This is a genomic window from Mycobacterium sp., from assembly GCF_049647605.1.
In the GTDB taxonomy this organism is placed as follows: domain Bacteria; phylum Actinomycetota; class Actinomycetes; order Mycobacteriales; family Mycobacteriaceae; genus Mycobacterium.
The window spans coordinates 1-12,706 of sequence record NZ_JBARXZ010000004.1 but is presented as its reverse complement, the minus strand read 5'-3'; the positions used below and the strand labels follow the sequence as shown (position 1 = coordinate 12,706).

12 protein-coding genes are annotated in these 12,706 nt (G+C 65.0%); 8 read left to right on the top strand and 4 right to left on the bottom strand.

Annotated elements, in window-relative coordinates; genetic code table 11:
* Positions 1-18: 18 nt before the first annotated feature.
* The 3 genes from WBB07_RS00635 to WBB07_RS00625 are packed head-to-tail and all read right to left on the bottom strand — an operon-like array spanning position 19 to position 2,658.
* Complete coding sequence (locus WBB07_RS00635; RefSeq protein WP_526303733.1) at positions 19-1,038, bottom strand: ABC transporter substrate-binding protein; 1,020 nt, start codon at positions 1,036-1,038, stop codon at positions 19-21.
* 4 nt (positions 1,039-1,042) lie between these two features.
* Positions 1,043-1,882 carry an ABC transporter permease gene (locus tag WBB07_RS00630; RefSeq protein WP_526303731.1) on the bottom strand — a complete coding sequence of 280 codons (840 nt, stop codon included), beginning with the start codon at positions 1,880-1,882 and terminating at the stop codon, positions 1,043-1,045.
* Positions 1,879-2,658 carry an ABC transporter ATP-binding protein gene (locus tag WBB07_RS00625; protein WP_526303729.1) on the bottom strand — a complete coding sequence of 260 codons (780 nt, stop codon included), beginning with the start codon at positions 2,656-2,658 and terminating at the stop codon, positions 1,879-1,881. Before WBB07_RS00625 ends, WBB07_RS00630 begins: the two co-directional genes overlap by 4 nt.
* A 292-nt stretch (positions 2,659-2,950) precedes the next feature.
* On the opposite strand from WBB07_RS00625, the gene WBB07_RS00620 reads away from it, so the two are divergent.
* The 6 genes from WBB07_RS00620 (at position 2,951) to WBB07_RS00595 (ending at position 7,938) form a co-directional block, all read left to right on the top strand.
* Entirely contained in the window at positions 2,951-3,667 is a 717-nt protein-coding gene (locus WBB07_RS00620; RefSeq protein ID WP_526303727.1) for a FadR/GntR family transcriptional regulator, read from the top strand.
* A complete protein-coding gene (locus WBB07_RS00615; protein ID WP_526303725.1) occupies positions 3,664-5,052 on the top strand; it encodes an amidase in 1,389 nt (462 codons plus the stop codon). The genes WBB07_RS00620 and WBB07_RS00615 overlap by 4 nt, the downstream gene beginning before the upstream one ends.
* 73 nt (positions 5,053-5,125) lie before the next feature.
* Entirely contained in the window at positions 5,126-5,317 is a 192-nt protein-coding gene (locus WBB07_RS00610; RefSeq protein WP_526303723.1) for a hypothetical protein, read from the top strand.
* Positions 5,318-5,537: 220 nt separating this feature from the next.
* Complete coding sequence (locus WBB07_RS00605; RefSeq protein ID WP_526303721.1) at positions 5,538-6,602, top strand: cupin domain-containing protein; 1,065 nt, start codon at positions 5,538-5,540, stop codon at positions 6,600-6,602.
* An 86-nt stretch (positions 6,603-6,688) separates the two neighbouring features.
* A complete protein-coding gene (locus WBB07_RS00600; protein WP_526303719.1) occupies positions 6,689-7,552 on the top strand; it encodes an adenylate/guanylate cyclase domain-containing protein in 864 nt (287 codons plus the stop codon).
* Between the two features lie 242 nt (positions 7,553-7,794).
* Entirely contained in the window at positions 7,795-7,938 is a 144-nt protein-coding gene (locus tag WBB07_RS00595; RefSeq protein WP_526303717.1) for a hypothetical protein, read from the top strand.
* A gap of 106 nt (positions 7,939-8,044) precedes the next feature.
* On the opposite strand, the gene WBB07_RS00590 is transcribed toward WBB07_RS00595, so the two are convergent.
* Entirely contained in the window at positions 8,045-9,625 is a 1,581-nt protein-coding gene (locus WBB07_RS00590) for an FMN-binding glutamate synthase family protein (RefSeq protein ID WP_526303715.1), read from the bottom strand.
* Positions 9,626-9,733: 108 nt separating this feature from the next.
* Here WBB07_RS00590 and pheS point away from each other — a divergent pair, with 108 nt between their 5' ends.
* Positions 9,734-10,774 carry a phenylalanine--tRNA ligase subunit alpha gene (gene pheS / locus WBB07_RS00585; RefSeq protein WP_526303735.1) on the top strand — a complete coding sequence of 347 codons (1,041 nt, stop codon included), beginning with the start codon at positions 9,734-9,736 and terminating at the stop codon, positions 10,772-10,774.
* On the top strand, positions 10,774-12,706 hold a 1,933-nt coding region (gene pheT, locus WBB07_RS00580), incomplete at its 3' end, for a phenylalanine--tRNA ligase subunit beta (protein ID WP_526303713.1). The genes pheS and pheT, both read left to right, overlap by 1 nt.

Genomic DNA, 12,706 nt, shown 5'->3' with positions numbered 1-12,706 from the left:
GTTCACCACCACCATTGACTACTTGGCGTACTCTGCTGCAGCTTTCTCGGCGAACGTGTTGTTCACGTTGGTCGCGAAAGATGTCGCCTCGCTTGGGTATTCCTTGATGCTGCCGACGAACGCCGCGATGCGCATGTTGTTGTCCCATGCCTGCTGGGTGATCTCGACGTTCTCCGGGTAGGCGCGGGCCTCGAGTTCACGCTTCACCGCGGAGGCGATCACGTCGCCTTCGAGGTCGGGGAAGTAGTTCTGCGCGATCGCCACGGCCTCATCTGTGTTGGTGTAGATGAAGGTGGACGCCTGCTGAAGGGCATTCACGACTTTCTGGGTCGACTCGGGGTTCTCGTCAACGTACTTCTCGGTGCTCATCAGTGACGAGAAGGCGAAGGGGTACCAGTCCTCGATCTCGGAGAACGAGAAGACTGCATGCTTGCCCTGCGCTTCCACCTGGCTCACCTGCGGTTCGGTGGCAAGTGCATAGTCGGCGCGGCCGCTCATGAACGGGCCGAGCTCGTTGCCGACGGACGCCTCGGTGATGTCGACCGTGTTCGGGTCCAGCGAGTTCTCACGCATGAGGTAGTTGAAGAACGCCCACGTGCTGTCGGGTTCGGGCATCGTCACCACACTGCTGCCCTGGAAGCCGGTGACGTCAGCCTGAAGCGACTCGTCTTCGTTGCCCACGACCCACACCGCCGGTGCGTTCTGGATCGAGGCAACCGCCACCCCGGGTCCGCCGTTTTCGTGCGAGATCGGCGCAAAGACCGGGTCGTGGATGGAGAAGTCGTCGGTACCGCCGAGCACCGAGGACCAGGAGTTCTGACCGCCGCCCCCGGTGGTGAGCTTGACGTTGACGCCTTGCTCCTCGAAGTAACCCTCGTCGATGGCGACGTAGAGCGGTAGGTAGAGCAGTGACTGGAAGGCCTGGTTGATCCGGACCTCAGAGGATTGTTCGCCGCTGGGCTCCGAGGAGCAAGCGATGAGTGAGGCGGCAGTGGCTGCAGCCAGTGCGGTGCCGAAAAGGCGACGCTTGGTGAACACGAGATTATTTCCTTTCGATTTTGGTGGCGCCGGGGAGAATTCGTTCTACAAGTCGCATGACGAGAGTCAGGAAGCCGACCATGAGGATGACGATGAAGAGGCCGGCGAAGACCGTCGACAGCGAGAATGTCGCGCTGCCTTGGACGATCATGTGGCCGATGCCGCTGCTGGAGGAGATGAACTCGCCGACGATGGCGCCGACGATCGCGAAGCCGACATTGAGACGCAGACCTTGCATCACCCAGGGGCCGGCGCCGGGAACGATGACCTTGAAGAATGTCTGGGTCTTGGTCGCCCCGAATGAGCGCATCAGGTTGATCCAGTCCTGGTCGACCTCCTGCGCACCGCGATAGGCGTTGGTCAATGACACGACCACGCAACTCAGGGCGACGATCACGATCTTGGAGATGATGTCGGTGCCGAACCAGATGATGATCAGGGGTGCGATCGCCAGAATCGGGATGGCGCCGATCGCGGCGATGAACGGGCGGGTGAGCCCGGCAACAAAGCTCGAGTACCAAAGTGCCAGTCCGAGAATGGATCCGCCGACGGCTCCCACGAGGTAGCCGAGGACCGTCTCCATGAGCGTGACGCCGATGTCGGTCCAGAGCAGGCCTGAGTCTGCTCGCCGGACCAGGACTTCCGCGATGCGGCTGGGAGAGGAGAACAGGAAGGTGTCGATGGCGCCGAGGGCTGCCCCGATCTCCCAGGCGGCCAGAAGGCCGACAACGATCAGGATTTGTAGGCCCATGACAAACATGGGCCTTTCGGTCAGACGTCGCTTGCGCTGCCGCTGTGCCGAACTCGTGTCTGGAGTGCGTTCGGTCTCCCGGGCCGCGGTCATGCCGCCATCGCCTTGTCGCCGATGCTGCGCCAGATGGTCTCGTAATACTCGTTGAAGCGTGGCGCAAGCCGCCGCTCGTTGATGCGCGTGGATTCGATCTGGAGATCGATGGAGATCTCGGAGACGATCTCGCCGGGCCGGGCTTTCATGATGTAGACGCGGTCGCTCAACGTCACAGCTTCCTCGATGTCGTGGGTGACAAAAATGACGGTCTTGCCAAGCGATTTCACTGTTTGCAACAGTTCGCTTTCGAGTGCGATCTTGAGGGGATAGTCGAGCGCTTTGTATGCCTCGTCCATCAAGATCACGTCAGGATCCATCACCAAGGTGCGCATGAGTGCGGCCCGTTGGCGCATTCCGCCGGAGATTGCGTTGGGATAGGCACTTTCGTACCCGACGAGGTTGTAGGTCTCGAACAGCGGTTCGGCGCGCGCGATCGCGTCTTTGCGGCTGATACCGCGGACCTCGAGGCCCAGTATGACGTTGTCCATGATGGTGCGCCACGGCAGGAGAAGGTCCTTCTGCAGCACGTATCCGACCTTCTTCGACGCTCGGCCGGTGGATCGCTCGCCCTCGACAAAGACGTCGCCCGTGGTCGGTTCGATCAGGCCGGCAACGATGTTGAACAGGGTTGACTTACCGCAGCCGCTGGGGCCGACGAACGAGACGAACTCGTTCTCGTCCGCGTGGAAAGTGAGATCACGTAACACCACGTTCGGGTCGCCGGTGCCGGTGAACGTCATGCCGATGTTTCGGGCTTCGAGTCGGCGCGACATGGGCGCTCCTGTTCTTCGTCTCGGTGCGATGGGCTTGGTCCGCCGCAAGGGGGAGAAGGTCGTCGACAGTTTTCATCGGACATCAGTTTTCATCAGACATCTGATGTTCACATCGTGACGCAAGCATAGGGGTCCTGTCCAGCTTTTTGTATACTTCTACGAAAGAGGCTGTAAAAGACCTGATTTCACGGTCCTACGGCAGTGTTCGAGACATCAGATGTTTCGGGATAGCTGCGGTCTTTCGGCCATGAGATACAGTGGCTCATCAATTCATCAGATGTGAGGACACGGTATGGGGGACTCGCTCTCAGATCAGGTGGCAGGGCATCTGCTCGCTGCGATCACCGACGGGCAGTTCCGGCCTGATCAGGCACTCCCTTCGGAATCGGAACTGGCAGTGCAATGGTCGGTGAGCAGGTTGACCGTGCGCGAAGCCATCAAGTCGCTGAGGGTGCGAAACATTGTCCGCGTGCAGCGCGGGCGGGGCACCTTCGTGAACCCGCTGTCGGAATGGACGGCCTTGGAGCCGGCGCTGCTCGCCGCGCGGGTCGCCAACGACCACGAGACCGCCCGGCAGCTCATCGAACTTCGCAGGATTGTCGAAACCGGTGCCGCAGAAGTGGCCGCGCATCGGCGCACGTATCGAGATCTTGCCGATCTGGGCGACGCGATCACCGAGATGGAACAGGCGATGGAGACCGGCGACCTCGAAAAGATCGTTGCCGCGGACCTCAAGTTTCATTGGGCGATCTTCGCCGCCACCCACAATCCGTTCCTGGCGGTGTTGCTCGAGCCGCTCGGCGCCGCAGTACACGAGGGGCGCACCAAAACATCTGCAGTGCCTGAGATCCGCCGAAACGCCCTGGAACATCATCGAGGGATCTTCGCCGCGATCGAGGCGGGCCTGCCTGATGTGGCGCGCGAGGCGATGGCGGCCCACATGGATCAGACCGCTGAGGACAGTGAGCGCTTTCTGGCCACCCCCGCAAATGATGAGGAGAAGAAGTGAGTGCAGTAGGGCTGTCTCTGGTCGACGTCTCGCGGAGGATCCACAGCGGAGAGCTGACCTCACGCGCGGTGACCGATGAACTCCTGGACCGTATCGACGCCACGTGCGAGGCGATCGGCGCGTACTCGTTTGTCGACGCCGAGGGTGCACGGGCGAGGGCAACAGCTTTGGACGCGGAAATCGCCTCGGGTCGTTCACGCGGTCCGCTGCACGGTGTGCCCGTCGCCGTCAAGGACATCTTCGATGTGGACGGGTGGCCCAGTGAGATCGGAATGCCCTCCCGCCGTGGGATGCTGGCGACTGGTTCGGCGACTGCGGTGACGCGACTGCTCGATCATGGGGCGGTGATCATCGGAAAGGTGCACACCACCGAAGGTGTGTACGCCGAGCACACCCCGCCGTTTCTCGCGCCCCGCAATCCGTGGAACCCGGACCGCTGGGTGGGGGCGTCGTCCAGCGGCAGCGCGGCAGCGGTGTCGGCGCGTCTGGCCTACGCGGCACTCGCTTCCGACACCGGCGGCTCCATCCGAATGCCCTCTGCTGTCACGGGTTCGACCGGGATCAAGCCCACCTGGGGGCGGGTCAGTCGAGCCGGTGTGTTCGAGCTGGCGGCCTCGTTGGACCACGTGGGGGTCATCGCGCGAAGTGCTGTGGACGCGGCGATGATCCTGGAGGCGATGGCGGGACCCGACAGCGCCGATCCAACAGCCGCCCACGAGCCCATTCCCCACTTTGCCGAATCCGGGGCACGGCTCGACGGCATCGTGATCGGGATCGACGAGACCTGGATCAGCGAAGACGTCGAGCGCCCGGTGTCGGATGCGGTCCGCGACATGCTGAACGTCCTGGTGGGTCTCGGAGCCCGGCTGTCGCCGGTGCGTCTCCCGGATGCCCGCCAGATCAACGAGGACTGGTTCGGCATCTGTGGCGTTCAGGCCGCCCGGGGACACCGGGCCAATTTTGCCGAACGTGAGGGTGAATACGGCGGTGCGCTGGCGGATCTCATCACCGACGGTTCCCGGATGACCGCTGTCGAATACGACGAACTGTTGCAGCGCCGAGCGGACTTCTCGGGGCGGATGCGTGCCGTCCTCAGTCATGTGGACGCGATCGCCATGCCGGCATTGCCGTTCGTGACACCTCCGGCAGCGGATATGGTCGCGATGTCGAGCGATCTGGTGGCTCGCATCCACCGCTTCACAGTGCCGTTCACCATGAGCGGTCTGCCGTCGGTGACCTTGCCGGTCGGATTGGATCCCTCGGGAATGCCGATGGGTGGCCAACTCGTTGCCGGACCGTTCCGTGAGGAGACCGCGGTACAAATCGCGGCTGCCTACCAAGAGAACACCGACTGGCACCGACTGGAGCCATCTCCCGCCCAGTAGTAGGTCGCTTGTTGGCCGATCGCCAACTAGCTGCGCCGCGGCGTCGAAATCGAGTTCGGATCAACGGAACTACGTGCTCACTTTGCGGCGGGGCATCACCGAAGCAGAAGCTCGGTATCCGGGCACACACCTCGAGGAGATCCAGCAGACACTGGTGGTCGAGCAGGCTCTGGCGCAACCACTGAAAGCCCCGGGTCCGTCCTGGGTGGCAGATCTATTCCGGCACCATCAACCGCGGCGCACCGGGCGCGATCCCGCCTTCTGAACGGAACCTCAGCCGGACCGTCGCAACAGTCGCCCGACGTCCCGTCAGTTGGACAGCGGACTGGCAAGCGATGTCACCGGTGGGTCTGTTGCAGCCAGCGGTACCAGCCGGAGTACCGGTGACGGTGCCGTCGTTTCCGGTCAGCGTCCATGACAGCAGCCGATCCAATCGACCAGAGTGGACCTCGACACACCCGGAGGCGACACACCAGGAGGCCCGCATGACCACAACCTCTGCCCGCGGCGGCCACACCACCTCACTGCGCGAGGGTGAGATCGTCGAGGAGAACGACCTGGGGTCGATGCGTCGCGTGACGGTCGACAACCTGCCCATCCTGAAGAATCTGTCGATCAAACGGGTGCTGCTCAACCCCGGCGCCATGCGCACCCCGCATTGGCACGCCAACGCCAACGAGCTGACCTATTGCGTGTCGGGGACGGCGCTGGTGTCGGTGCTCGACAACCACAACAGGTTTGCCAACTTCATCGTCACCGCCGGTCAGATGTTCCACATCGACTCCGGATCGCTGCACCACATCGAGAACATCGGCACCGACGTCGCGGAATTCATCATCGCGTTCCGCCACGAGCGCCCCGAAGACTTCGGGCTGGGCGCGACCTTCGGGGCGTTCAGCGACGCCGTGCTGGGCAACACCTACGATCTGCCCAGCTCGGACATGGCCAAGATTCGCCGTGACACCACCGATCACAAACTGGCCAGGCGCCTCGGCGATCCCGAGATCCCGGCCTCGGCCTACTTCACCGACCCGCACAAGTTCGACATCGAGGCCCAGGCGCCGGGGCTGAACTACGCCAGCGGCAACGCCCGCTTTGCCCGCGACCAGTTCTGGCCGGCCCTGAAGAACATGTCGATGTACTCGCTGCGTGTCACCGAAGACGGCATGCGGGAACCACATTGGCATCCGATCACCGGCGAAATGGGCTACGTCCAAGCCGGCGATGCCCGGATGACGGTGATGAATCCCGACGGGACGCTGGACACCTGGACCCTGACGACCGGTGACATGTATTTCATCCCGAGGGCCTACCCGCACCACATCGAGAACATCGGCACCGAGGACTGGCATTTCCTGATCTTCTTCGACCAGCCATTCCCCGCCGACATCGGCTACCGGGCGTCGGCGAGCGCCTACAGCCGGCAGGTGCTGGCCGCAGCGTTCAACACCCACATCGACGACCTGCCGCAGTTCCCGTTCACCCCCGCCGACCCGTTGGTCGTCGGTCGCGTCAACCCCGTCGACAACGTCGAGGTCGCGCGCTCCTGAAATCGGCCTGGTGAGGAGTCTGGATGACCGACGGTCACCGCCGATGTGATTGCCCGGGTCCGGCGGTAGCACCTACTGTTGCGCAAATGGAGCCCGAGGGCAGCACCGGCGGTGAGGACCAGCAGGAGCCGGCTCGGCACCTGTCCGCCTGGTTCAGGGCCACCAGCTCCCACCCCGGCGTCGTCGGCCTGATCCGGCAAGTGCGTCGTGCGCTGCCCGGTGACCCGGAATTCGGTGATCCGCTGTCCATGGCAGGTGAAGGTGGTCCACGTGCGGCGGCACGCGCCGCCGACCGGCTCCTCAGCACCCGCGACACCGCCACCCGCGAGGTGGGCCTGGCCGGGTTGCAGGTGTGGCAGGCGGTGACCGAGTGGGTGTCCCGCAGGCCCGCCAACCCCGAAGTCACGATCGTCTTCACCGATATCGTCGGATTCTCCGAATGGTCGCTGCAGGCCGGCGATGACGCCACCTTGCGGCTGCTGCGGCGGTTGGCGGCGGTGCTCGAACCACCGCTGCTGGACCGGGGCGGCCACATCGTCAAACGGATGGGCGACGGCAGCATGGCGGTGTTCCGGAGTCCGGTCGTGGCTGTCGCGGCGGTGCTGGCGGCGCGAGAATCGGTCAAAAGTGTTGAGGTGCAAGGATATACGCCGAGGCTGCGATTTGGATTGCATACCGGCAGGCCGCAGCGTATGGGCTCGGACTGGCTGGGTGTCGATGTCAACATCGCGGCCAGGGTGATGGAACGCGCCACCCGCGGCGGCATCATCGTCTCGGGTTCGACCCTGGCGTCGATCGAGCCGGAACAACTGGACATGCTCGGAGTCAGCGCAAAACGGATGCGCCGGCAGATCTTCGCAGGTAAACCCCATGGCGTGCCCGCCGGCATGGAGATGTACCAGCTCAGATCCAAACGTGATCCCGCTGACGAGGCGGACGCCGAGCGGTAACTCTCGATCGATGTGACCGAACGTCGGCCCCGCCGTCGAGAGTGTGCTGCAACACATCAGAAACTTGCTGTGTCCTGGCTCAAATCACTTGGGGTGTAGCGCATCTCATAGCTCACGGGTTGATTTACCCAGAATTAACAAGGACCATGGGAAGAGTCGGATCACCAAGAATCCCCAGGTCGACCCGACGCCAATCGCATCGGGGTCCCGCGATCCGGGATTGATCTAGGAGTTGAAGAAGAGTGTCCATCACGGAGTACCGTGCCAGCGTCAAGCGCTCCAGGGAACTGCGTCGTATCTACGCGCGGATCAGGGATCTCCCGGATTCCACCGTCCGTGAAGAGCTGCTGGCGATCGCCCAGCGCCACGAATTCGGAGAGCACTGAGGCGACCAGATCGCTGTCAGGAGCCGGTGACCCGCAAGGGCGCCGGCTCTGTCTTTTCCCGGCCAAACCTGGCCGACTGGACTTCTGCGGGTCAGCCAGACGACGCTCACCGAAATTCGTCGGCGCAGGCCCCGATCCAATCGGTACGCCATGACTCCGGAGGGTCCTCCAGTAGTTCCCCCGGCATCAGCCACTCGTAGATCTCGGCATAGGTGCGGGTCCGTTGACCTTCGATGCGACGGTTGAGCATCGCCGGCGACAACTCGTCGAATCCGTCCAGCCCCATCGACGCGACGATCTGGGCTGCACTGGCCACGGTGGCCTGCTGAAAGTTGGCCACCCGGGTGGTCTTGTCGGGCACGTGCAAAGCCCGGGACCGCGCCGGATCCTGGGTGGCGACCCCGGTGGGGCAGAGGTTGGTGTTGCACTTCAGTGCCTGGATGCAGCCGACGGCGAACATCATCGCCCGTGCCGACAGGGTGAAATCGGCGCCCTGGATGATGCGGGTGACGATATCGACGCCACTGGCGACCTTGCCGGAGGCGCCGATACGGATCCGATCCCGCAGGCCGACACCGACCAGGCTGTTGTGCACCAGCATCAGGCCTTCGGTCAGCGGCATGCCCATGTGGTCTTCGAACTCCTGAGGTGCGGCGCCGGTACCGCCCTCGGAGCCGTCGACGATCACAAAATCCGGGGTGATGCCGCTGTCCAGCATGGCCCGGCAGATCGACAAGAACTCGGTGCGGGCGCCGACACACAACTTGAAGCCGACAGGTTTACCGCCGGCAAGCCGGCGCAACGTGGCGATGAACGCCATCAGCTCCAGCGGCGTGTGGAATGCCGGGTGTGCCGGGGGCGACACCACCGTGCGGCCCACGGGCACTCCGCGGGTCGCCGCGATCTCGGGACTGACCTTCGGCCCGGGCAGGACGCCGCCCAGCCCGGGTTTGGCGCCCTGCGACAATTTGATCGAAATGGCTTTGACAGAGGGCAATTTCGCCTTCTCGGCAAAGAGCAGCGGATCGAAGCCGCCGTCGGCGTCCCGGCAGCCGAAGTAACCCGAGCCGATCTCCCAGATCAAGTCGCCACCGGGCCGCAGGTGATAGGGGCTGATTCCGCCCTCACCCGTGTCGTGGGCAAACCCGCCGCGGGCGGCGCCACCGTTGAGCGCCTCGATCGCGTTGGCCGACAGTGCGCCGAAACTCATCGCCGAGACATTCAGCAACGCGATGTCATAGGGCTGGGTGCAGTCCGGTCCGCCCAGGCGTACCCGCGGCGCGATATCGGTGGCGAACCGGGCACGCAGGGAGTGCCGCAGGAACTCGTAACCCACCGCCGTCACGTCCCGCTCGGTACCGAACGGTTCGTCGCCCTTGGTGCCCTTGGCGCGCTCGTAGACCATGTCCCGGGTCTCACGGTCGAACGGCGTCGCCTCGGTGTTCGACTCCACGAAGTACTGGCGGATCTCCGGACGGATGGCTTCCATCAGGAACCGGACATGACCGATGATCGGATAGCTACGCAGGATCGCGTGCCGGGTCTGGACCAGATCCCAGCTGCCGACCGCCGCCAGCAATCCCACCGGGATCGCGACCAGCCACCACCACGGGTGGACTGTGATTGCCAACAGTCCCGCCGTGACAGCGAGGACCCACACAACAGCGACGATGACAGCCCTGACCACGGCGCGAGGGTATCGCGACGGCATCACCTATGATCGGCACTTGCGTTCATGCCGGAATCGACACTCGAGGAGCCGAGCCGCGTGGGTGAAGAACCCCAGGTCCCAGACCTGACCCAGGTCCACGAACTCTCGGAGGAGGCTCTGACCAAAGCGGTCAGCGCCGCGAGCGACGCCTTCGGGCTGGCCGGAGATCTCGAAGCCCTGGCCCGCGCCAAGACCGAACATCTTGGTGACAAATCGCCGCTGGCGCTGGCCCGCCAAGCCCTCGGTGCACTGCCCAAGAGTGACCGCGCCGATGCCGGCAAGCGGGTCAACGTCGCCCGCACCGCGGCCCAGCAGCTCTTCGATGACCGGCTGGCCGAGCTGCGTGCCGAGCGGGACGCCGCGGTGCTGGTGGCCGAGCGCATCGATGTGACGCTGCCGTCCACCCGGCAGCCCACCGGGGCACGGCACCCGATCACGATCCTGGCCGAACACATCGCCGACACGTTCGTCGCGATGGGCTGGGAACTGGCCGAAGGTCCCGAGGTCGAAACCGAGCAGTTCAACTTCGACGCGCTGAACTTCCCGCCTGACCACCCCGCCCGCAGCGAATCCGACACCTTCCACATCGCGCCGGAGGGTTCGCGTCAGCTGCTGCGTACCCACACCTCGCCTGTGCAGGTGCGGGCTCTGCTGGAACGCGAGCTGCCGGTCTACATCATCTCGATCGGCCGCACCTTCCGCACGGACGAGCTCGACTCCACACACACCCCGGTCTTCCATCAGATCGAAGGCCTGGCGGTGGACCGCGGCCTGACGATGGCCAACCTGAAGGGCACCTTGGACGCATTCGCTCGGTCGGAGTTCGGCCCCGAGGCCCGCACCCGCATCCGGCCGCACTTCTTCCCGTTCACCGAACCGTCGGCCGAGGTCGACGTCTGGTTCGCCAACAAGAAGGGCGGCGCCGGCTGGGTGGAGTGGGGCGGCTGCGGCATGGTCAACCCGAATGTGTTGCGCGCCGCGGGGATCAACCCCGAGGTGTACAGCGGATTTGCGTTCGGTATGGGTCTGGAACGCACCCTGCAGTTCCGCAACGGCATCCCTGACATGCGGGACATGGTCGAAGGTGACGTCCGGTTCTCCCTCCCGTTCGGGGTGGGTGCCTGATGAAGATCCCCTACAGCTGGTTGCGTGACGTCGTCTCCGTTGGTGCCCCCGGCTGGGACGTCTCAGCCACGGAGCTCGAGCAGGCGCTGATCCGGGTCGGCCACGAGGTCGAAGGTGTCCACACCCTCGGGCCGGTGACAGGTCCGTTGACCTTCGGCCGGGTCACCGAGATCGAAGAACTCACCGAGTTCAAAAAGCCGATCAGGGCCTGCAAGGTCGACGTCGGGGCCGCCGGGGGCGGGGTCCGCGACATCGTCTGCGGCGCCCGCAACTTCGTGGTGGGCGACCTGGTGGTGGTCGCACTGCCCGGAACCACCTTGCCCGGCGACTTCCACATCGCCAAGCGCAAGACCTACGGGCGGACCTCCGACGGCATGATCTGCTCGGCGGCCGAACTCGGATTGGGCGCAGACCATTCCGGGATCATGGTGATGCCGCCGGGGACCGCCGAACCGGGCGACGCGGCCTACGACATCCTGGGCCTCGACGATGTGGTGCTCGACCTGGCGATCACCCCGGACCGGGGTTACGGATTGTCGGTGCGTGGTATCGCCCGTGAGATCGCCTGCGCTTTTGGACTGGATTTTGTCGACCCCGCCGATGTGGAACCGCTGCCCGCCGAGGGGCAGGCCTGGCCGCTGACTGTCCAGCCCGGAACCGGAGTGAGCCGGTTCGGGCTGCGTGCGGTCACCGGTATCGATCCGCAGGCACTCACGCCGTGGTGGATGCGACGACGGCTGCTGCTGTCCGGGATCCGGCCGATCTCGCCCGCCGTCGACGTCACCAACTACGTGATGATCGAGCTCGGGCACCCGATGCACGCCCATGACCGCAACCGGATCAGCGGGGCCTTCGACGTGCGATTCGCCCGGGCGGGGGAGACCGTCGTCACCCTCGACGATGTTGAACGCAAGCTCGATCCCGGCGACGTCCTGATCGTCGACGAGTCGGCCACCGCCGCCATCGGCGGCATCATGGGAGCCGGTACCACCGAGATCAACGACGAGTCCACAGACGTCTTGTTGGAAGCTGCGGTATGGGATCCGGCGACGGTGTCGCGGACCCAACGCCGCCTGCACCTGGTCAGCGAGGCCGGGCGGCGCTACGAACGCGCCGTCGACCCCGCCATCTCCGTGGCCGCGATCGACCGCTGCTCGCGGCTTCTCGCCGAGATCGCCGGTGGCACAATCCAACCCACGCTGACCGACTGGCGCGGTGACCCGCCGCGCGACGACTGGTCTCCGGCCCCGGTGCGGATGGCCCTCGATCTGCCGGACCGCACCGCCGGTGTGGACTACCCGGAAGGCGCCACCGTCTCACGGCTGGAGCAGATCGGCGCGACGGTCACCGTGGACGAACGTGACGTGCTGACGGTGACACCGCCGAGCTGGCGTCCCGATCTGGTCCAACCTGCCGACCTCGTGGAAGAGGTGCTGCGGCTGGAGGGCCTCGACATGATCCCCTCGGTGCTGCCCACGGCACCGGCCGGGCGCGGGCTCACCGCCGTGCAGCAACGTCGACGAGCCGTCGGCAAGTCGCTGGCCCTGTCGGGGTACGTCGAGATCCTGCCGACACCGTTCCTGCCCGCCGGGGTGTTCGACACCTGGGGTCTGCCCGCCGACGACAAACGCCGGGCCACCGCCGGGGTGCTCAACCCCCTGGAGGCCGACCGGCCGAATCTCGCGACCACGTTGCTGCCGGGTCTGCTGGAAGCGTTGTTGCGCAACGTGTCCCGTGGTGCGGTGGACACTGCGCTGTTCGGGATGGCTCAAGTGGTGCACCCGCATGCGCAGACCGGCGCCGTCGAGCTGATCCCCACCGACCGGCGTCCCACCGACGAGGAGATCGCGGCGCTCGACGCGTCGCTGCCGGACCAGCCGCAGCATGTCGCGGTGGTGCTGTGCGGGCTGCGGGAGCCGCGCGGTCCGTGGG

Coding starts and splice junctions, on each gene's coding strand:
- WBB07_RS00630 (WP_526303731.1), bottom strand. CDS start 1,882: ATGACCGCGGCCCGGGAGACCGAACGCACTCCAGACACGAGTTCGGCA.
- WBB07_RS00625 (WP_526303729.1), bottom strand. CDS start 2,658: ATGTCGCGCCGACTCGAAGCCCGAAACATCGGCATGACGTTCACCGGC.
- WBB07_RS00620 (WP_526303727.1), top strand. CDS start 2,951: ATGGGGGACTCGCTCTCAGATCAGGTGGCAGGGCATCTGCTCGCTGCG.
- WBB07_RS00605 (WP_526303721.1), top strand. CDS start 5,538: ATGACCACAACCTCTGCCCGCGGCGGCCACACCACCTCACTGCGCGAG.
- WBB07_RS00600 (WP_526303719.1), top strand. CDS start 6,689: ATGGAGCCCGAGGGCAGCACCGGCGGTGAGGACCAGCAGGAGCCGGCT.